Source organism: Streptomyces sp. NBC_01381 (assembly GCF_026340305.1).
Classification (GTDB): Bacteria; Actinomycetota; Actinomycetes; order Streptomycetales; family Streptomycetaceae; genus Streptomyces.
Window position 1 is genome coordinate 2,954,997 of sequence record NZ_JAPEPI010000002.1, and the last position, 19,577, is coordinate 2,974,573.

18 protein-coding genes and 1 pseudogene are annotated in these 19,577 nt (G+C 70.9%); 3 read left to right on the forward strand and 16 right to left on the reverse strand.

Features of this window, described 5'->3' with window-relative positions:
* Positions 1-339 precede the first annotated feature (339 nt).
* From OG453_RS34725 to OG453_RS34800, 16 genes are all read right to left on the reverse strand, one after another.
* Complete coding sequence (locus OG453_RS34725) at positions 340-1,410, reverse strand: mechanosensitive ion channel family protein (RefSeq protein WP_266873239.1); 1,071 nt, start codon at positions 1,408-1,410, stop codon at positions 340-342.
* A gap of 117 nt (positions 1,411-1,527) precedes the next feature.
* A complete protein-coding gene (locus tag OG453_RS34730) occupies positions 1,528-2,427 on the reverse strand; it encodes a hypothetical protein (protein WP_266872529.1) in 900 nt (299 codons plus the stop codon).
* Positions 2,424-3,434, reverse strand: a complete 1,011-nt coding sequence (locus OG453_RS34735) for an SPFH domain-containing protein (protein WP_266872530.1) — start codon at positions 3,432-3,434, stop codon at positions 2,424-2,426. Before OG453_RS34735 ends, OG453_RS34730 begins: the two co-directional genes overlap by 4 nt.
* A 97-nt stretch (positions 3,435-3,531) precedes the next feature.
* Positions 3,532-4,344: an SAM-dependent methyltransferase gene (locus OG453_RS34740; RefSeq protein ID WP_266872531.1), complete on the reverse strand. Its 813-nt coding sequence runs from the start codon at positions 4,342-4,344 to the stop codon at positions 3,532-3,534.
* Between the two features lie 90 nt (positions 4,345-4,434).
* The gene (locus tag OG453_RS34745) at positions 4,435-5,172 is read right to left on the reverse strand and encodes an Asp/Glu racemase (RefSeq protein ID WP_323178721.1); all 738 of its coding nucleotides are present in this window, start codon (positions 5,170-5,172) and stop codon (positions 4,435-4,437) included.
* Between the two features lie 80 nt (positions 5,173-5,252).
* Complete coding sequence (locus OG453_RS34750; protein WP_266872532.1) at positions 5,253-5,735, reverse strand: MarR family winged helix-turn-helix transcriptional regulator; 483 nt, start codon at positions 5,733-5,735, stop codon at positions 5,253-5,255.
* A 39-nt stretch (positions 5,736-5,774) separates the two neighbouring features.
* On the reverse strand, positions 5,775-6,626 hold the full coding sequence (locus OG453_RS34755; RefSeq protein ID WP_266872533.1) for an alpha/beta fold hydrolase: 852 nt from the start codon (positions 6,624-6,626) through the stop codon (positions 5,775-5,777).
* Positions 6,623-7,279, reverse strand: coding sequence for an isochorismatase family protein (locus OG453_RS34760; RefSeq protein WP_266872534.1), 657 nt, complete (start codon positions 7,277-7,279; stop codon positions 6,623-6,625). Before OG453_RS34760 ends, OG453_RS34755 begins: the two co-directional genes overlap by 4 nt.
* On the reverse strand, positions 7,276-7,971 hold the full coding sequence (locus OG453_RS34765; protein ID WP_266872535.1) for an SRPBCC family protein: 696 nt from the start codon (positions 7,969-7,971) through the stop codon (positions 7,276-7,278). The genes OG453_RS34760 and OG453_RS34765 overlap by 4 nt, the downstream gene beginning before the upstream one ends.
* A complete protein-coding gene (locus OG453_RS34770) occupies positions 7,971-8,498 on the reverse strand; it encodes a (2Fe-2S)-binding protein (RefSeq protein WP_266872536.1) in 528 nt (175 codons plus the stop codon). The genes OG453_RS34765 and OG453_RS34770 overlap by 1 nt, the downstream gene beginning before the upstream one ends.
* Positions 8,495-10,855 (reverse strand): xanthine dehydrogenase family protein molybdopterin-binding subunit, encoded by a 2,361-nt coding sequence (locus OG453_RS34775; protein ID WP_266872537.1) that lies wholly within the window; start codon positions 10,853-10,855, stop codon positions 8,495-8,497. Before OG453_RS34775 ends, OG453_RS34770 begins: the two co-directional genes overlap by 4 nt.
* The gene (locus tag OG453_RS34780) at positions 10,852-11,022 is read right to left on the reverse strand and encodes a hypothetical protein (protein ID WP_266872538.1); all 171 of its coding nucleotides are present in this window, start codon (positions 11,020-11,022) and stop codon (positions 10,852-10,854) included. The genes OG453_RS34775 and OG453_RS34780 overlap by 4 nt, the downstream gene beginning before the upstream one ends.
* Positions 11,019-11,867 (reverse strand): xanthine dehydrogenase family protein subunit M, encoded by an 849-nt coding sequence (locus OG453_RS34785; protein ID WP_266872539.1) that lies wholly within the window; start codon positions 11,865-11,867, stop codon positions 11,019-11,021. Before OG453_RS34785 ends, OG453_RS34780 begins: the two co-directional genes overlap by 4 nt.
* Before the next feature lie 37 nt (positions 11,868-11,904).
* Positions 11,905-13,302: an MFS transporter gene (locus OG453_RS34790; RefSeq protein ID WP_266872540.1), complete on the reverse strand. Its 1,398-nt coding sequence runs from the start codon at positions 13,300-13,302 to the stop codon at positions 11,905-11,907.
* A gap of 102 nt (positions 13,303-13,404) precedes the next feature.
* Positions 13,405-14,676: an FAD-dependent monooxygenase gene (locus OG453_RS34795; RefSeq protein ID WP_266872541.1), complete on the reverse strand. Its 1,272-nt coding sequence runs from the start codon at positions 14,674-14,676 to the stop codon at positions 13,405-13,407.
* 59 nt (positions 14,677-14,735) lie between these two features.
* On the reverse strand, positions 14,736-15,767 hold the full coding sequence (locus OG453_RS34800) for a hypothetical protein (protein ID WP_266872542.1): 1,032 nt from the start codon (positions 15,765-15,767) through the stop codon (positions 14,736-14,738).
* A 385-nt stretch (positions 15,768-16,152) separates the two neighbouring features.
* On the opposite strand from OG453_RS34800, the gene OG453_RS34805 reads away from it, so the two are divergent.
* From OG453_RS34805 to OG453_RS34815, 3 genes and pseudogenes are all read left to right on the forward strand, one after another.
* Positions 16,153-17,313: an ROK family protein gene (locus OG453_RS34805; protein ID WP_266872543.1), complete on the forward strand. Its 1,161-nt coding sequence runs from the start codon at positions 16,153-16,155 to the stop codon at positions 17,311-17,313.
* A gap of 64 nt (positions 17,314-17,377) precedes the next feature.
* Positions 17,378-18,061, forward strand: a pseudogene (locus OG453_RS34810) (ABC transporter substrate-binding protein); the annotation flags it as partial.
* Positions 18,062-18,265: 204 nt separating this feature from the next.
* Positions 18,266-19,507: an RNA-guided endonuclease TnpB family protein gene (locus tag OG453_RS34815; protein ID WP_266873241.1), complete on the forward strand. Its 1,242-nt coding sequence runs from the start codon at positions 18,266-18,268 to the stop codon at positions 19,505-19,507.
* Positions 19,508-19,577 lie beyond the last annotated feature (70 nt).

A 19,577-nucleotide genomic window follows, 5' to 3' on the forward strand; every position in this document is an offset into this window, starting at 1 on the left:
GCGGCACCCCTGAGCCCTCCCCAGAGCTCACCGATCCGCCCTCCGAGACTCCCTGCGAGGGCGTTCCCACGCCCGCCCCGACCTGCCCGCCCTCTCCGGAAGTGACGCCGAGCCCCGTGCCTGGTGTGTCCTGACGCGGCCGACGGACATCAGGGACACCTCAGAGTTACCGAGAGGCGAGTCCTCCCGTTCCTCCCGTTCGTCGGTCCCCAGCCAACGCCGCCTTCACCGACGTCGTATCCGCCGACGCCGACAACTCGGGAACACCCCTCGCCCCGCACTTCCCCCGCCTGCCCAGCCCACGGAACCGAGCGGCAAGGCCACCGAGCGGTCACGCGGTCACGCGGTGCCGCGCTGCTGCGGGATCAGGCTCGGCGGCAGCTCGCCCTGTTGTACGTTCACCGTCCTGACCGGCGACGGGACGCGGATGCCCTCGGCGCGGTAGCGCTGGTGGAGCTGCTTGATGAACTCGTGCTTGATGCGGTACTGGTCGCTGAACTCGCCGACGCCCAGGATCACCGTGAAGCTGATCCTGGAGTCGCCGAACGTGTGGAAGCGGACGGCCGGTTCATGCTCGGGGAGGGCGCCGTCGACGTCCTTCATGACGTTCTCCACGACCTCCGTCGTGACGCGTTCGACGTGCTCCAGATCGCTGTCGTAGCTGACGCCGACCTGGACCATGATGGACAGGTCCTGCTCGGGGCGGCTGAAGTTGGTCATGTTGGTGCCCGCGAGCTGGGCGTTGGGGATGATGACGAGGTTGTTCGACAGCTGACGCACCACGGTGTTGCGCCAGTTGATGTCGACGACGTAGCCCTCCTCACCGCTGCTGAGCCGGATGTAGTCGCCGGGCTGCACGGTCTTCGCCGCGAGGATGTGTACGCCCGCGAAGAGGTTGGCCAGCGTGTCCTGGAGGGCCAGGGCGACCGCGAGACCGCCCACGCCGAGCGCGGTGAGCAGCGGGGCTATGGAGACGCCGAGCGTCTGCAGGACGACGAGGAACCCGATCGCGAGGACCACGACGCGGGTGATGTTCACAAAGATCGTTGCCGAGCCCGCCACTCCGGAGCGGGACTGGGCGAGGGACTTCACGAGGCGGGTGACCACGCGGGCCGCCGTCAGGGTCGCCGCGAGGACGAGCAGCGCGGTCAGCGTCATCGTGACGTTGCGGCCGGTCCTCGGGGTGAGCGGGAGCGCCGCCGCGGCGACCGCCGCGCCGGCGGTTATCGCCGCGCAGGGGACCAGGGTGCGTACGGCGTCGACGATGATGTCATCGCCGCTCCAGCGGGTCCTGCTGGCCCGTTCGCCCAGCCAGCGCAGGATGACGCGCAGCAGCAGACCCGCCGCGATGCCTGCGGCCACCGCGATGCCGGCGGCGATCAGGTCGTGCCATGTGAGGGCTCGCTCCATCAGTTCATTCTCCAGGTTGTGCGGGCGCGCCGGACGTATGTTCGTGTCCGGCGTCGCGAGCGTCATCCTGCCCCATCGGCACAGCGATGCCGCCGGGGGCCCGCACCCAGCCCGCCGTCAACTCACCAGACGCAGGGCGACGTCCGACATTCCGATGCGGACGCTCTGACCCCAGGTCAGTTCAAGGGCGTCGCTCTCCACCCCGTCACCGAAGGCCACCAGGCGGTCCGACTCGACGGTGACGCGCAGCCGCTCGGCCGCCGCGAGGACCCCCTCCACGCGCGAGGTCCCGGTCGCGGGCGACGGCCACGCCTCCCGTACGAACCAGATGAGCCGCTGCTCGGCGGGTCCCGGCAGCGGCAGTGCGCTCCCGCTCTGCTGCCACAGCGAGCGCAGCCAGCCGGTGGCGCCGGTCCCGGTACCGACCAGGACACCGGACGAGGCCTGCGCCTCGGGGGTTGCCGTGTCGGTGTCCGGGCCGATGCGGTAGCGGGCGGTCTGGTGTCCTGGCGGGCCGAGGTAGATCTCGTTGAGGGCGAGCAGCCGCTGGGTGTCGTCGGACACGGCCTGGACCATGGTGAGTTCGTCCACGCCCGCTCCGGGTACGAGCGCCGCCGCGAGGAGCTTGGCCGCGTCCGCGCCCCGGTGGCGTACGAGAACCCCGGGATTGCGGCCGGGTTCGGTGTCGATGCCGATGACCGGCTGCCCGGCGAGATACTTCGCCGCGTTGGCGACGAGGCCGTCCTGCCCGACGACCACCACGACGTCCTCGGGCCCGAAGAGGAAGCGGTCGAGGTCGGCGCGCTCCACCCGCGCCCGCCGCCACCGCGCGGGCACGGCGGCGGCCACTTCGGCGAGTGTCCGGTGCGTGCGGTGATGCCGCTCGGCCACCTCCTGGATGCTCCGGCCGCGCGATGCGAGGAAGAACTCGGCCTGCCCGTGGGTGCCGTGCCGGGCGAGCAACTCCTCGTATTCGGTGGTGCGATGGACCAGGACCGCGCGCGGCGCGAGGCTCATGGGCGTTCACCCGCGCCGTGCCCCAGCTTGGCGAGCAGGCCCGTCAGGACGTCGGGGGAGAGGGTGAGGCTCTCGATGCGGGGGACGTTCTCGGCGAGCCGCGTCGCCGCGAGGGCGTGCAGGGTGGCCGCGTCCACCGCGGAGTGCGCCGCGAGCCAGGCGGCCTGGGCCGCGGCCTTCGCCTCGCCGACGGTGCGCGCCGACTCGGCCTCGGCGCGGGCAAGGCGCTCGGTGCGCTCGGCCTCCGCCTTGGCGCGCACGGCGTCCGCCGCCGCGTTCTCCTCGGCCTCGCGGCGGGCGTTGGTGCCGCGCTGCTCCACCAACTCCTCTTCCTGGCGGGCCAGTTCGATGCGGCTGGTCAGCTCGTTCTCCGCGATGGCCTTCTCCCGCTGGACGGCCACGGCCCGCCGTTCGTACGTCGCCCGGTCCGCGTCCTGCTGGATCCGCTCACGGGCTGGGGTGCGCAGCGCCCGCTCCACCTCGGGCTCGGGGCGGATGGCGACGACGCGGACGGCCACCACCTCGATGCCGGTGGCGGGCAGCCGGGGCTCCCCGGCGAGGCCTTCGGAGATCCGCTCGCGGACCGAGGTCACGCCGTCGGCGAGCGCATCGGACAGCGGCGTACGGGCCAGCACGTCGAGGGCGTTCTGCTGGGCGGACTCCGTGAGCAGGGCGGCGAGTTGCTCAAGGGGCGCCCCGCGCCAGGCTCCGGTCCCGGGGTCGACCGCGAAGTCGACACGGGCCGCCGCGAGCGCCGGATCGCTGATCCGGTACGTCACCGTGGCCTGCACGGTGACGTCCTGGAAATCGGCCGTACGCGCATGGAAGGTGACCGCCAACTCCCGGTCGTCGACCGGCACTTCGGAGATCGCCGCGCTGAGCGCACGGAACCAGAAGCTCAGTCCGGGCCCGTCGTGGACCAGCTTGCCGCGCTTGTGGAGGCGGATGTGGGCGGTGGGCGCGGAGCGCAGATGGTGCAGCCAGAGACGCCTGGTGATGTCGGCCATGATGGAATCCCTCCCCGTTCTCGTCGCATCGACGATATGGGGTGCTCCTGCTTATCGTCAAGGAGATGAAAAAAGGGAGGGTGATGGAGGCGATGGACTACCGCTTGCGGCCCACCCCCGCGTACAGCGGCACCGGAGTCCCGTTCCTGACCTCGTCCACGCCGAGCTCCGGATGCCAGTCCGGCAGCCACGCGATGCCGGGGGCGACAAGCTCGAAGCCCGCGAAGAACCGCTCCACCTCCGCGCGCGAACGCGGCACGAGCGTGACGCCGCCCGCCTTGTACATCTCGACCGCCTGCCGCGTCCGCTCCGGATCGAAGTCGCCCGCCATCTGGGACACGACCAGATGACTGCCCGGGGCGAGCGCCGCCATGAGCCGCTCCACGATGTCGTACGCACCGTCGTCATCACTGATGAAATGCATCAGCGCGACCAGCGACAGTGCGATGGGCAGGCTGAAGTCCAGTACGCCCTCGGCCTGTTCGAGGATGGCGTCCGGGTCGCGCGCGTCCGCCTTGAGGAACTCCGTCGCGCCCTCGGGGGTCCCGGTGAGCAGTGCCTCCGCGTGGGCGAGGACGATCGGGTCGTTGTCCACGTACACGACGCGCGCTTCGGGCGCCGCCGACTGGGCGATGCGATGGAGGTTGGGTTCGGTGGGGATGCCGCTGCCGATGTCCAGGAACTGGCGTATCCCGGCCGTCTCCGCCAGGTGCCGTATGGCGCGCCGCATGAACCAACGGTTGTGCTGCGCACAGTACTTGGTCTGCGGTTCGAGGGACTCGATCTGCCGCCCGAGCTCCTCGTCCACCGGGTAGTTGTCCTTGCCGCCGAGAAACCAGTCGTAGACCCGGGCGGGGTGCGGCTTGCTGGTGTCGATCGTCTCTGCGGAGGCGGGCGGGATCGCGGACATGCGTCAACTCCCTTGATGGCGGCGGGCGTTCGGGCGTACCCCAGGTACGTCGGGTACGCCCGGCCATCGTGCCCGGTCGGTGCACCGCCCTCAAGCGCCACTCGGATCCCGCAGCAGACTCCCCGCGCCCGGCACGACCGGAGGCAGATTCAGCTCGGTGAGGATCCGGTACGCCGTCGCGGTGGCCGCCGTCAGGACGGGCAGCCCCGCGGCGTCCTCCACCGCCTGGACCGAGGCCAGCGACGGCATCTGCACACACGCGGAGAGGACGAGCGCGTCGGCGCGGCTCAGGTCGAGGCGCTTCCAGTGCTCGCGCAGATCGGCGGGATCCAGACGGGAGACAGCCAGGTTGTCCGGCACCTCCAGGCTGAGCGCGTCCACCACCTCCACGCCCGCGTCCTCGATGTAGTCGACCACCAGCCGGGTCAGCGGCTTCATGTACGGAGTGACGATCGCGACCCCGGACGCGCCGAGCGCCTTGATCCCGTCGAGCAGTGCGCCGGCGCTGGAGATGACCGGCGCCGACGCGCCCTCGGACCGCAGCGCGGCGGAGATCTCGTCCTCCGCCACGCAGTGGTGGCCGGGACCCTGCGCCATGATCGCGACCAGGCAGGCGGTGGCGACCACGTCGGGCCTGGCGTCGGCGAGTTCGAGGGCCGCGCGCTCGGTCTGCGCGTTCATCGCCTTCAGCTGCTCGGGCGTCACATGCTTCATCCGCATCCGGCTGCTGTGGAAGACGAACCGATCCTGCGGGGCCACGGACTCGCGCTCGCGCAGCATGCGCGGCAGCTCCGTCTCCATCGTCAGGTTCGAGCTGGGCACGATCATGCCGATGTGGTGGTCGGTCGCGTTCGTCGCCTGCACTGCCACGGGTTCCTCCGGTGTCTCCCGTACGCCGATGCGTACGGCTATGAGTCCTCGGCAAGCCCCTCCCAGTGATCGGCGAGGGACGTGAGGAGTTGCATGACCTCTTCGCGCCGCTCCTCGCCGAACGGCTCCAGGAGCCGCTGGTCGAGTTCGCGGGCACGACGGTTGGATTCGCGGAGGGTGCGTTCGCCCTCCTCGGTCAGATAGAGCAGCTTGCGGCGGCCGTCGTCGGCGGCCGTCTTGCGCAGGATCAGCCCCCGGTTCTCCAGGCGCCGCGCCACGTCCGCCATCGTCGACGTGTCCAGGGCCACCGCCGACGCCATGGACCGCTGGTCATGTCCCGGCGAGGCGTCCACGGCCGTGAGCACCGCGAACTGCGGGCCGGTCAGCGTCGGGTCGACCGCACGGATCCAGACCGCGAGATACGCCTGGTACAGGCGCCGGACCTGGTAGCCGGGCGCGGCCGTGAGGGCGGCGGGCGGCCCGGGCTGCGCGTGCGTTGATGTGGAGGATTCGTCAGCCATGGGGCCCACTTAAGCACGGGGGTTGATCGCTTCGGTCGGTCAGGTCAGCATCGGGCGCAAGTCCTCGCGGAGGGCGGCGACGGCCGCCGGCGGGTTGTCCCAGAACAGCATGTGGCCCGCGTCGGGGATCTCGGAGAGGACGGCCGACGGGAGCAGTCGCGCCGCCTCGCCGGCGCCCGCCGCCGTGACGACGGGGCTGTCCGCGCCGTACAGCAGCGCCGTCGGACCGGGCACGGAGGGCCACCAGTCGAAGAAGTCCTCGGTCTCGAAGCCGCGGTGCGTCGCCGCGATCGCCTCCTCGTCGCAGCCGGCCAGCCAGCGGGCCCGCAGCTCCTGCTCCCTGCGGGGCCAGCGCGGCCACGACAGGGCCACCTCGTCGGCGTCCGTGCCGCGCCGCGCCTGGGCGAGCTGGTCGAGGAAGGCCCGCAGGGGCGTCGGATAGGGGTCGCGTCCCGGCCCGCTCATCGGCGGGTCGCCGAGCACCGTGCCGCGCAGCGCCACCTTGCCGCGGACCGCGGTGACCGCGGCGATCCGCGCGCCCATGGAGTGCCCGAACAGCACGGGACGTTCGAGGCCGAGTCCGGTCACGACGGCTTCGGCGTCCTCGGCGTACTCCTCCAGGGTGTAGGAGCCGCCGCCGTCGGAGAGCCCTCGACCGCGCACGTCGAGGACCAACGGCCGTACGAGATCGGTGAGTTCACGCGCCACGAAGTCCATCGTGACGGCCGGGCTCGTGATGCCGGGCAGGATGAGGAGCGGGGTGCCGGAGCCGCCGTAGTCGAGGACGTGCAGCCGGGTGGTCCCCGAGCGGACCCACCGTCCGATGGCGGGAAGGTCGGCGAGGTCGGCGAGCGCCGCCTGCGGCAGACAGCGGTCGTGCGGGGTGGTCATGCGGAGGTCCTCCCGGTGAGGGCGGCGAGGTAGTCGGTGGCTTCCTTGAGGTCGATGACGTCCCCGTACTTGGCCTGGATGTCGAAGAGGCTCGCCTCGTGCGGTCCATCGGCGCGGTCGCCCACGCACTCACGCGGTACGAGGACGGAGAACCCGCTCTGCACGGCGTCGACCGCCGACGCCCGCACACAGCCGCTGGTCGTCGCCCCGCACACAAGGAGCGTGTCGCAGCCGAGTCCGGTGAGCAGGGCGGCGAGCGAGGTGCCGAAGAACGCCGAAGCGCCCTTCTTCACCACCATCAAGTCCCCTTCCTCGTAGGGCAGTCGGGGATCGAGGGCGACTTCTTCGCTGCCCTCGACCAGCGACCGCATGCCCTGCGCCTTGTGCAGCCAGGTGACCGCGTCGCCCGCGGCCTCGGCGGGCGTGTAGGAGATCGCGGTGAAGATCACGGGCACCCCGGCCGGACGGCCGCTGCCGATCAACTCCCCGACCGCACCCACCACTTCGGACAGATCCGCACCCGAGGGGAACGCGTCCTCGGTGAAGCCGCGCGTGAGGTCCACGACGAGGATCGCGGGGCGGCCGCCGCGGCGTACGGGAGCGCCGAATCCGGCCCGTTCGTAGGTACGTTCCGTCTCCTGGCCGTAGTTCACGAGGTCCTCCTCGGCGTGCGCAGGGACCGCAGCTCCCGCGCCTGCGCGCCGAGTCGGCCCAGGAGCCAGCCCTCGAAGACGCCGAAGACGAAGGCTCCGGCGACGAGGCCGTACTTGGCGGCGGCGGGGCCGATGAGCATGGACAGGCCGTCGAGTTCGGATTCCGCCGGCACCGCGGGGCGGCTGGCGCCGGGAGCGACGGAGGGCAGGGGCGCGGCGGAGGGCAGGGACGCGGCGGCCGGTGAACGGTCCTGGTCGAGCAGACTGCCCAGGTTCTGGGCGAACTGCTGCAGGATCCGGTCGGACACCGTGGCGATCGCGCCCTTCCCGAACTGGGCGATCTTGCCCCGGATCACCAGATCCGTGGAGAGCTGGAGCAGCGCGCCCTCGGCGGCCGCGAGCACCTCAAGGGCGACCTCGGCCTCCGCGTCACCGCTCCCGTGGGTGTCGGCCCCGCGCGCCTGGACCCGCAGCCGCCGTCCCGTCGGGTCGACCTCCAGGAAGCGGACCGTGCCCGCGTACGCGGCGCTGATCGGGCCGACCTTGATCTTGACGGAGCCTCGCCAGGTGTCTCCGTCGCGTCCGTCGAGCGCGGCGCCCGGCATGCACGAGGCGACCCGCTCGACGTCGTTCATCAGGGTGAAGACCTCGTCGGGCGAGGCCTTCACCGGGACCGAGTTGGTGAGCTGCATCAGGACTCCTTGGGTCCGCGGGCACAGCGCCGGGCGACGGCGCACCCGTCGATCGCCTCGACGATGGTCTGGTAGCCGGTGCACCGGCAGAGGTTGGCGGCGACGACCTCGCGTATCTCGTCCTTGGTCGCCTCGGGGCGCTCGGCGAGGAACCCCTCGGCGAGCATCAAGAAGCCCGGGGTGCAGAAGCCGCACTGGAGACCGTGGTGTTCGCTGAACGCCCTTTGCAGATCGTTCAGTTCGGCCCCGTCGGAGAGCGACTCGACGGTGCGGATCCGGGCGCCCTCGGCCTGCGCCGCGAACATCAGGCACGCCCGTGCGGGCCGGTCGTCCACCAGGACCGTGCACGCGCCGCAGATGCCGTGCTCGCAGCCGACATGGGTGCCGGTGAGCCGCAGGTCGTGACGGAGCACGTCGACGAGGGTGCGCCGGGGTTCGGTGATCACCTCGTGCCGCTCGCCGTTGACGTCGAGGGTCAGGAGGAGCACGTCGGCGGTGTTGCCGGTGCCGGTGGTGATGTCGGTCATCGGGAGAGCTCCAGGTTCAGGGCGCGGTGCACCGTCTCCGGCGTGATGGGGGTGTGGTCGAGCTCCACGCCCGTGGGGCGCAGGGCGTCGTTGACGGCGTTGAGCACGGCGGCCGGCGCCCCGATGGTGCCGCCTTCGCCCGCGCCCTTCGCGCCGGTCTCGGTGAACGCGCAGGGTGTTTCGAGGTGGTGGATGAGCACGTCGGGGATCTCGTGCGCGGTGGGCACCTTGTAGTCCATGAAGCTGGTCGCCGACGGCTCGCCCTGCGCGTCGTACGTCACCTGCTCGAAGAGCGCGCCCGCGATGCCCTGCGCGATGCCGCCCCGGCACTGCCCCTCCACCACCTGCGGGTTGATGGCGACACCGCAGTCCTCGACGCAGACGTAACGCAGGATCTCCACCTGACCGGTGCCTTCGTGGAGTTCGACGACGACGCCGTGGGTGGCGTTGGAGAAGGTGCCGTCGCCCAGGACGTCGAAGGTGGCGGTCGCCGAGAGCCCCGGCTCGATGTCCTTGGGCAGCAACTGCGCCTGGAGGTAGGCGACATCGGCGATCTCCTCGTACGTGAGGACCCTGCCGTCACGGTGCCGAGCACACCCGGCCGCGAGCTCCACCTCCTCCGGGCCGGTCTCCCACCGCGCCGCCGCGATCCGGCGCAGCTTCTCGCCGAGCTTCGCCGCGGCGACCCGTACCGCGCTGCCGCCGATGGTGATGGAGCGGCTCGCGAAGGTCCCGAAGCCGTAGGTGACCCGGTCCGTGTCGCCCTGATGAAGCCTCACCTTGCCGATGTCCAGGCCGAGTTCGTCGGCGACGATCTGGGCCATGGTCGTCTCGTGGCTCTGCCCGTGGCTCATGGTGCCGGTGGTGACGGTCACCGCGCCGGTGGTGTCCATCCGCACCTCGGAGATGTCGAAGCCGGGGACGACCCGCATCTTGCGCTGCGCGAAGGCCGCCGAGCCGTAGCCGGTGCGTTCGCTGAAGCAGGAGTAGCCGATGCCGATGTGGCGTCCCTCGGCCGCCGCCGCGGACCGTTTCTCGTACCAGCCCTCGTCCTTGACGAGCCGCTCGCACAGATTCAGCGACTCCAGATAGGAGCCCGGGTCGTACGTGATGTTGTTGACGCCCGTGTACGGGAACTCGGTGATGACGTTGCGGCGCCGGATCTCGACCGCGTCCAGGCCCAGTTCACGGGCGGCCCGCTCGAAGAGCCGCTCCATCACCATCACGTACTGCGGCCGGCTCACCCCCCGATAGGGCGCGGTCGGCGCCTTGTTGGTGGTGACCGCACGGCCGCGCACCCGGTAGGCGGGCACCTTGTAGACGCCGGGCATCTCCGCCGACGCCATCAGCGGCTCGATGCCCGCCGTAAACGGATAGCAGGAGTACGCGCCCATGTCGCACACCACATCGGCGTCGAGCCCGAGGATCCTGCCCTCCCCGTCGAAGGCCGCGCGCACGTCGTAGTGCTGCTCGCGGGCGAGGAACGACGCGGACAGGGCGTCCTTGCGGTCCTCGATCCACTTCACCGGCCTGCGCAGCCGCAGCGCCGCCGCCGCGGCGGCGATCTCCTCGCGCCCGACGACGCACTTCTGGCCGAAGCCGCCGCCCATGTCGGGCACGACGACCCGGACCGCGCGCTCGTCGAGACGCAGGCATCCAGCGGCCACCGTCCGCACCAGGTGCGGGACTTGGGTACAGGTCTGCACGACGAGCTGTTCCTCGCGGTCGTCCCAGTGGGCGACGGCGCCCCGCGTCTCCAGCGGCAGTGCGTTCTGCCGTCCGGTCCGCGACTCGACGTGCACGACGTGGGCGGCGGTGTCGAAGATCCCGTCGATGCCGTCCGTGGCGAAGAGCGAGACGTCCACCAGGGTGTTGCGCGCCGCCTCGTCATGGACCAGGGGAGCACCGGCCGCCAGGGCCTGCGCCTCGGAGGTGACCGGTGGCAGTACGGCATAGGCGACCTTGGCCGCTTCCAGGCCGTCCTCGGCGGCGTACGCGTCACGCGCCACCACGATCGCGACGGGCTCCCCGACGTAGCGCACCCGGTCGCGGGCCAGGACCGGCATTGCGGTCGGCACGAACTCGGTGAGCGGGCGGCCCAGTTGGGCGGTGATGTCGGTCAGATCCAGGTCGTCGGCCGCGAACGCCGCCACCACGCCCGGCACTTCACGTACGGCGGTCAGATCGATCGACGTGATCTCGCCGTGCGCGACGGTGCTGCGGACGAACTGGGCGTGCAGCATGCCGGGGAGTGCGATGTCGTCTACGAAGCGCCCGCGTCCGGTGAGTAGCCGGGGGTCCTCACGTCGTGCGACGGACCGGCCGATCAACTGCCGGTCGTTCACTGGTTGGTTCATCGGCTGGTCGCCTCCTCGCAGACGTGCGGGACGAATGTGCGGATGGGGTGTTTGCGGTAGTGGGTGCTGCCGGACGTGTCGGCCGGGGGATTGACGGCTTGGGCTGCGGCGGCCGGGTACTCGGTGAACCGGCCGCGCCGGGTGAGTGCCTTCGCCGGCTGGTTCACCGGGACATCGCCTCCTCACAGGCGCGCTGGACCAGCGTGCGGACGAGTTGCTTGCGGTAGTGGGTGCTGCCGGACGCGTCCGCCGGGGGATCGGCGGCATCGACCGCCGCGGCGGCGCACTCGGCGAACGTGCCGCCGCCCGCGAGGACGGCCTCCGCTTCCGGGACCCGCGTCACCGCGGCGGCCACCCCGCCGAGCACAACCCGCCCGCCGCGCACCGTGCCGCCCTCGACGTCGAGGTCCACGGCGGCGGACACCAGGGCGAAGTCCCCCTGCCGCTCGGCGAATTCGGTAAGCGCGGCATGCGGCGCCGGGCGCGGGAAGACGATCTCGACGAGGATCTCGTCGAAGTCGAGAGCGGTCGTGTAGTAGCCGAGGAAGAAGTCCCCGGCCGCGATCCTGCGCTCACCGCGCGGCCCGTGGACCACGAACTCGGCGTCGAGCGCCAGCGCGAGCAGGCACCACTCCGCGGTGGCGTCGGCGTGCGCGATGCTGCCGCCGACGGTGCCACGCGTGCGGATCGGCAGGTGACCGATCCACCGCATGGCGTCGCGCAGCACCCCGAAGCCCGCCCCGAGGCGCCCCGCCGGGTCGCGCTCCACCGTGTGATGGGTGGTGAGCGCCCCGATGCGCAGCCCGCCCCCGGCATCCGTGCCCAGCTGGTCGAGTTCCCGCAGGCCGCCTATGTCGACCAGGTGCCGGGGCCGGGCGAGCCGGAAGTTCATCATCGCGACCAGGCTCTGGCCGCCGGCCACGACCTTGGCGTCGTCACCCAGCTCGGCGAGCAGCCGTGTCGCGCCGTCCAGGTCGCGGGCCCGGTGGTAGGCGAAGGGGGCGGGCTTCATGGTCCTCCTGTCGTACGTACGGTGCGTGCGGCCTCGGTCAGAGCGCCGCTTGCTCGGTGACCGGAAGCGGCGGTGCGGTAGCCGCGGGCTCCTCCTCGCCGTCCAGGGCACGCCCGTTCGTCTCCGGAGCCGCCACCGCCATCCATCCGACGGCCACCAGGACGGCCCCGCCGAGCACGGCGAACGTCAGCGGAAGCCCGAGCACCGGCCACATCACCGAACCGAAGAGCAGCGGCGCGAACCCGGTGAGCGCCCGGCTGACCGAGGACGCCCAGCCGAAGCCGCTGGCCCGCAGCGGAGTGGGGTAGAGCTCGGACACGTACGCGTACAGGGCGGGGATGGCCAGCTGCGCGAGGAAGCCGAAGACACCGATCGCCACCACCGAGCCGGTCGGCATGTCCCGCACCAGCGCGAACACCACCAGGGCGGCCGAGGCGACCGGCGCCGAAACACCGATCAGCCACTTGCGGCCGACGATGTCGACCAGAGCGGTGGAGACCAGGACGCCGACGATGCCGACACCGCTCATCAGGGTCGTGCTCATGAACGCCGCGGTGTCCCCCTGGCCCTCCTCCTTCAGGATCGAGGGCATCCAGCTCAGCGCCGCGTAGTAGACGAGCATGATCGTGGCGAAGAGCAGCCAGGCGGCGGAGGTGATGCGCGGGCTGAAGCTCCAGATGCGGCGCAGTTGATCGGCCGCTGCGGCCACTCCGCGCGGGCCGTCGTCCGGCACCGGCTCGGGGATGACGTAGGGCTCCACGGGAGCGCCCGTCCGCGCCACCAGGTCGTCGATGACCTTCCGCGCCTCGGCCTCGCGCCCCTTCTTCGTCAGATAGATCGGCGACTCGGGGATGCCGCGCCGGGCCCAGAACAGGAGCAGCGCGGGCAGCACCATCGTCGCCAGCATCCACCGCCAGTTGCCGTCGAGGGTCAGCATCGCCGTGGAGACGAGCCCGCACAGGGTCACGCCCACCGGCCACCACGCGTCGAGCGCGGTGAGCACCCGGCCCCGGTACCTGCGCGGCGAGAACTCACCCACCAGGGCGTAGTCCACGGGGATGCAGCCGCCGAGCCCGACACCCGCGAGGAACCGCAGCGCGAGGAAGACCGGATACGTCGGCGCGAGTGCGCCGAGCACCGAGAACAGCGCGAAGATCAGCAGCGTGACGCTGAACGCCTTCTTGCGCCCGATCCGGTCGGCGACCGCGCCCCAGGCGACGGCGCCCACGGCCATCCCCACCAGGTTCGCGGTGGCGATGAGCCCGCGCTCGCTGAGCGAGAGGTCGAAGTGCTTGCCGAGGAGCGGCATGAGGAAGCCGTTCAACGCGATGTCGTACGCGTCGAAGAGGTAGCCGAGGCCACCGATGATGAAGATCTTTCCCTGGACGTTCCATCTCCAGGGCAGTTCCTGAACGATCTGATCGCCTGTTTTCACGTTCGCTCCACGGAGTCGCGTCGGGGACGTTCTGCGGCGGTTGCGGGTGCCGGGTCTGCGTGGGGGGAGTGAGAGAAGGGGGAAGGGGGGAGGGGAGGAGGCTCAGCGGGCGAACTGGTAGGAGAACGCGCCGAGATCGGGGTCGTTGAGCGGGCTGCCGCCCCAGAGCCAGTCGTACGAGAGGTCGGACTCGCCGTCGAAGTCGCGCCGGAGCTTCTCGTCCCTGGCGCGCTGCTCGGGTCCGTCGGGGAAGTGGTAGAAGGTCTTGTTCTGCAGCGAGGCGTCCTGGACCATCCCGGCGTGCTTGGCGCGTCGGTCGACATAGCGGCGCAGCGCCCCGTCGATCCCGCCCGCCGTGACCGCGCCCAGTTCCTCGGCGAGCACGGCGGCGTCCTCCATGGCCTGCGACGCACCCTGCGCCTGGTAGGGGAGCATCGCGTGGCAGGCGTCGCCGAGCAGCGCGACCCGGCCGTCGAGCCACACCGGGTCGCGGCGCCGGTGGTAGAGCGCGAAGCAGGACACGTCCTCCTTCGCCTTGGACAGCATCGCCGGGACCCGGTCGTCCCAGCCGGGGAACGCGTCCACCAGGTCCTGCGCGGTGGCCGCGACGGACCACTTCTCGGCGACCTCGTCGGTGCAGGGCACACAGGCCACGATGTTCAGGAACTCGCCGCCGCGGATCATGTAGTGGACCAGATGCCGGTCGGGTCCGTACCAGATGGTGGACTGGTAGCGGTCGACCAGCCAGCGCGTCGCCGGGTCGGCGGCGATCAACTCGCCCGGAATCAGGGCGCGGTAGGCCATCTCGCCGGAGAACTGCAGGGTGTCGGGGGCGCCCATGAGGTCGCGCACCGCCGAGCGGATCCCGTCGGCGCCGATGACGAGGTCGGAGGCGAACCGCCGCCCGTCGTCGGTGACGGCCACCGGGCGCTCGGGGTCCGTGCGGTCGAGCTCGGCGACCATGCTCGCGGTGTGCAGCGCGACGACCGGCCCCGGGCCCGCCGGGTCGACGCAGGCGTCCATCAGGACGCGGTGCAGGTCGGCCCGGTGGTAGTGCCAGTACGGCGCGTTGAACTGGTCCTTGCAGCGCTGCCCGAGCGAGGTCAGGCCGATGACACTGCCGTCCTTCCAGCGCCGCCGCACCTGGTCCAGCGGCTCGGTGTGGATCGCCTCCAGCTGTCGCCGCAGACCGAGGCCGAGCAGGATCCGGCTGGCGTTCGGCGCGGTCTGGATGCCCGCGCCGACCTCGCCGAGCTGCGCCGCCTGCTCCAGCACGGTGACGCGAAGGCCGCGCTGCCGCAGTGCGAGGGCGGCGGTCAGACCACCGAGGCCGCCTCCGACGACGGTGACTTCAAACGACTGGCTGGACGCCACACTTCCTCCATCTTCCTTGTACGTATGGGCTGTTGGCGCGTGGGCTGTTGGCGTGCGGGTCAGCGCTCGGTGAGCCGGCCGCCCGTCACGACCTCGGTGTCGTCGACCGTGACCGTGCAGCCGCGCATGGCGATGTCGAGGTGGGCGTACGACTCACGCCCGAGGACCGGGTGGGGTCCGGTGGACCAGAGGAAGTTCCCCGCGAAGGCGCGGGCGTCCATGCCCATCAGGTCGTCCTTGCCGTACATCGCGGTGGCGAACCAGTCGGCGGTGCGCATCAGGCCCCAGCCCATGTGGGAGAGGCTGCGCGCCCACTGGTCGTCGGCGTCCTCGAAGAACGTGGAGAGCAGTTCGGCCTCGGCGCCGCCCGACACCTTCTCGATCTGACCGCCCGCGATCTGCAGGGTCACCGGCTGACGCACGTACTCCTTGAAGGGCAGCAGGATGTCGCCCTCGGCGAGCACGATCTGCCCGTCGGAGATCTCCGGCCAGCACAGCACCATCGTGCTCGGCCAGTGGTCCCAGCGGCCCGGGTCGTCGGCGAAGCCGCACTGGAACTCGGGCTTGGACCCCGCGAGTTGAATGGTCAGGTCGGTGCCGGCGTCGGAAGTGACGCGCATGACGGAGGACTGCTTGAGCAGCCGCACCCCTTCGAGCACCTCGTCCTTGTCCGCCTCCTTGGGGAGGTTGCGGATGAGGACGTCGGGCGCGTCGCAGACGAAGATGATGCGGGTGCCCGCGCGCAGGATCTCCTGCTGCACCGGCGCGTGGATGAAGCCTTCGCGGGTGAGGTCGACGACCAGGTCGGCGGATTTCAGCAGGTCCTGTGCGGTGGAGTCGTTGAGCACGGAGACCAGGCCGGGGCCCGCTCCGGTGTGGGTGCTCGGCATCGGCGCGGGACTGCCGCCGGGCACGGTCGCGGCGATGACATGGGCGCCGCAGGCCTTAGCGGCGCCGAACGCCGCCGCCACATAGTCACCGCGGCTGCCCGGCTCGGAGAGCACGACGACGTGCTCTCCTTCGCTCAGCTTGCACAGGCGCAGTTCACGGGTGAAGGCGTCGAGCAGATCGACGGACGAAAGATCGAACACGGGGAATCCCTTCTTTCGGGCTGCCGGGGCTGCCGGGGCATGCGGGCATGCGGGCATACGGGCAGCACGACTCCGGACACATCGTGCGAGGGGTATGGGGAGCTATGAGGGCAGCGCAGGCAGGCCTGACTGGCCCGCCGTACAGGGTCTGAACTGCGGATACGAGGCGGTGGGTGACCGCCCGACTGAGATAATCCGAACACGTACGATCTTCCTTGGCAAGGGGTCGCGCACGGAGTTAACACGGGGGTTTCTCGCTGCTTCCGACGCTGCGAAAGGGGTTCCCAGCCGCGTTTGGATATGAAAGTGTCCTGCCAAATATCCGGGGGCACGCGTCGACCCGCTGGTCAACAGCGCTGCCTCGGCCTCGATCTGGGGTGAAGAAGTGTTGCGTAACGAGACGCGGGGCCATGACCTCGCCTCACTGCGGCGGCTCAACACGACGGTCGTGTTGCGTGCCCTGCACCGCCGCAGCCCGCAGACGCTCGCCGAACTCGCCACCGGCACCGGGCTCTCCCGGCCCACCGTCGAGTCGGCCCTCGAAGAACTGGCCGCGCACGGCTGGGCGGGGGAGGTCGAGCGCGACGAGGGCGAGCGCGCGCCGGGGCGGCCCGCGCGGCGGTTCCGGTTCCGTGTGGAGGCGGGCAGGGTCGTGGGCGCCGACATCGGGCTGCACAAGATGGTGCTGCTCCTCGCCGATCTCGGCGGGACGGTCCTCGCCGCGCACCGCGAGGACATCGACCCGGAGCTGGGCGGAGCCGCGCGGCTCGACCTTCTCCGCAGGGGACTTGAAGGCTTTCTGGACGCGCACTCGGTACGTCGTGACACCATCCTCGCCCGCTGTGTGGGCGTACCCGGCGTCGTCGACTCCGGCGGCACCATCACCTCCCACGTCATCCCCGAGTGGTCCGGCGTCGGCCTCGGCCAGCTGCTCACCGACGGGGAGCCGGGGCACATGCCGGGGCACACGCCGGGGCACACGCTCGTCGAGAACGACGTGAACCTCGCGGTGCTCGCCGAGCGCTGGCAGGGCGCGGCCACCCTCGCCGGTGACGTCGTCTGCGTCCTGACCGGACACCGTGTCGCGTGCAGCCTCACCATCGACGGGCGGCTGCACCGCGGGCGGCGAGGCGGCGCGGGTGAACTGGGGCTTCTTCCGCTGCTCGGCATGAACACCGCGCAGGACGCGCTCAGTTGGAAGGGCGCCCGGCGCACGGGCGAGTCCGAGGTGGCGGCGCTCGTCCGTGCCGCCGACACCGGGGACCCGCGCGCCCTCGCCGCCGTCGCGGACTTCGCCGACCGCATCTCGCCGGGCATCGCGGCCCTCGCGCTCGCCGTCGACCCGGAGCTGATCGTGCTCACCGGCGGCGCGACCCCGCTCGGCGGCCATCTCGTACCGCTCATCGAGGAACGCCTTCGCCCGCTGACCCTGCACGTCCCGCGCATTGCCCTGAGCACGCTCGGCGGTCAGGGCGTGGCGATCGGCGCCGTACGCAAGGCACTTGACCAGGTCGAAGCCGGGCTCCTCGGGGGCCCGGCGGCGTAGGCCACCCGGAGCAGAAACCGAAGCGGAGGCGCGGATGCGCAGGAGAACTCTGCTGTACGGAGCGATGGCGGCACCGCTGCTCGCCGCCTGCTCCGGTCAGAGCGAGAGCACGGACACCGGCGGCGGCCGCACCACCCTCTCGTACGGGGTGTGGGACGTGGCCCAGGTGCCGGGACTGCAGAAGGTCATCGACGCCTTCGAGAAACGCAACCCGCGCATATCCGTGCGCATGGAGCTCACGCCCTGGTCGAGCTACTGGACGACCCTGAAGACCGCGATGCGCGGCGGCACGGCCCCCGATGTGTTCTGGATGAACGCGGTCAACTTCCAGCTGTACGCGTCCAACGGCGTCCTGGAGCCGCTGAGCGGCCACATCAAGAGTGACGCCACACCCGTGGACCGCCACCCCGCATCGCTGGTGAAGCTCTACTCCTACCAGGGCACCCAGTACGGCCTTCCCAAGGACTTCGACACGATCGGCCTCTGGTACAACAAGGCGCTCTTCGACAAGGCGGGCATCAAGTACCCGGACGCGACGTGGACTTGGGACGACGTGCGCGACGCGGCCGCCGAACTCACCGACCCCCGCAAGCGGGTGCACGGCATCGCCGCCGAGATGGACCGCCAGGGCCAGCTCTATCCGGCCATCCACGGCGCGGGCGGCTATGTCCTCAAGGACGGCAAGTCCGGCTTCGGCGACGAGCGTTCCATCGAGGGCCTGCGCTACTGGGATCCATTCGCAGCGCTCGGTCGCCAGGCCCGGAGTGAGGCGAACCTCGTGACCGTGTCGCGGAGCGGTATGGAGAACAGGAGATCGCAGATGCGGAGCGGCTGTATCGCGCTCCCGGCGAAGCCGGGCAACGTTCTCCGCACTATCCGAGGGGACCGGGATGAGGTGGGGAACGCGTGTTCCCTGTTCCGGCGTGTGTGCTCTGATCGTACGATCAGCGGCATGCAGCTCCGGTACGCCTTCAGGTTGTACCCGGAGCCTGGCCAGGCCCGTGCGCTGGCGCGGGCGTTCGGGTGCGCCCGCGTCGTCTACAACGATGCGGTGCGCGCCCGCCGTGACGCCCACGCCGAGCATCGCCCCTACCCTTCGCTCGGTCTGTTGTCCCGCGCTTTGATCACCGGGGCGAAGAAGCGCCCGGAACGCGCCTGGCTCGCGGAGGTGTCTGCGGTGGTCCTCCAGCAGTCCCTGCGTGATGTGGAGGCCGCCTACCGCAACTTCTTCGCCTCGCTGCAGGGGGAGCGCAAGGGGGTGAGGGTCGCCGAGCCGCGGATGAAGTCTCGTAAGGACAGTCGGCAGTCGATCCGGTTCACGGTGAACGCCCGCTGGTCGATCACGCCTGGTGGCCGGTTGAGCCTGCCGAAGATCGGGGCGGTGAAGGTCGCCTGGTCCCGCGCGCTACCGACCGTGCCGTCCAGTGTCACGGTGATCCAGGACAGTGCCGGCCGGTTCTTCGCGTCCTTTGTCATCGACACCGACCCCGCCGCCGACACGGCCCGGATGCCCGCCACCGGGCAGACGGTCGGCATCGACCTCGGCCTGACACACTTCGCAGTCCTCTCCGACGGTACGAAGATCGACTCGCCGCGGTTCCTGCGTCGGGCGGAGAAGAAGCTCAAGAAGGCCCAGCAAGACCTGTCCCGCAAGCAGAAGGGATCCAAGAACCGAGCCAAGGCCCGTGTGAAAGTCGCCCGCGCCCATGCCCAGGTGGCCGATGCCCGCCGTGAGTTCCACCATCAGCTCTCCACCCGCCTGATCGTCGAGAACCAAGCGATCGCGGTGGAGGACCTGGCGGTGAGCGGACTCGCGCGCACGAAGCTGGCGAAGTCGGTGCACGACGCGGGCTGGGGCTCCTTCCTGGCGATGCTCGACTACAAAGCCCACCGGTACGGGCGCACCCTGACCACCATCGGCCGGTTCGAGCCGACCAGCCAGGTCTGCTCCGCCTGCGGGCACCGCGATGGGTCCAAGCCCCTCGATGTGCGGGAGTGGACCTGCCCGGCCTGCGGCACTGTCCATGACCGGGACGTGAATGCCGCTCGCAACGTTAAATCGGCCGCCGGACTGGCGGTATCAGCCTGCGGAGCGCCGGTAAGACCAGAACCCGTTCTGGCGCAGCGCGAAGAAGCAGGAAGCCACGGAATCCCTACCGCTGGCCGTGCCACGCAGCGGCACGGCATCGGGTAGGGACGGCCAGAATCCCCACCCTTCAGGATGGGGAGCAAGCCAATGGACCGACATGATCAATCGCAGCTGG

Coding starts and splice junctions, on each gene's coding strand:
- OG453_RS34730 (WP_266872529.1), bottom strand. CDS start 2,427: ATGAGCCTCGCGCCGCGCGCGGTCCTGGTCCATCGCACCACCGAATAC.
- OG453_RS34815 (WP_266873241.1), top strand. CDS start 18,266: ATGCAGCTCCGGTACGCCTTCAGGTTGTACCCGGAGCCTGGCCAGGCC.
- OG453_RS34770 (WP_266872536.1), bottom strand. CDS start 8,498: ATGACCGACATCACCACCGGCACCGGCAACACCGCCGACGTGCTCCTC.
- OG453_RS34765 (WP_266872535.1), bottom strand. CDS start 7,971: ATGCAGCTCACCAACTCGGTCCCGGTGAAGGCCTCGCCCGACGAGGTC.
- OG453_RS34735 (WP_266872530.1), bottom strand. CDS start 3,434: ATGGCCGACATCACCAGGCGTCTCTGGCTGCACCATCTGCGCTCCGCG.
- OG453_RS34740 (WP_266872531.1), bottom strand. CDS start 4,344: ATGTCCGCGATCCCGCCCGCCTCCGCAGAGACGATCGACACCAGCAAG.
- OG453_RS34745 (WP_323178721.1), bottom strand. CDS start 5,172: ATGATCGTGCCCAGCTCGAACCTGACGATGGAGACGGAGCTGCCGCGC.
- OG453_RS34775 (WP_266872537.1), bottom strand. CDS start 10,855: ATGAACCAACCAGTGAACGACCGGCAGTTGATCGGCCGGTCCGTCGCA.
- OG453_RS34725 (WP_266873239.1), bottom strand. CDS start 1,410: ATGGAGCGAGCCCTCACATGGCACGACCTGATCGCCGCCGGCATCGCG.
- OG453_RS34755 (WP_266872533.1), bottom strand. CDS start 6,626: ATGACCACCCCGCACGACCGCTGTCTGCCGCAGGCGGCGCTCGCCGAC.
- OG453_RS34785 (WP_266872539.1), bottom strand. CDS start 11,867: ATGAAGCCCGCCCCCTTCGCCTACCACCGGGCCCGCGACCTGGACGGC.
- OG453_RS34750 (WP_266872532.1), bottom strand. CDS start 5,735: ATGGCTGACGAATCCTCCACATCAACGCACGCGCAGCCCGGGCCGCCC.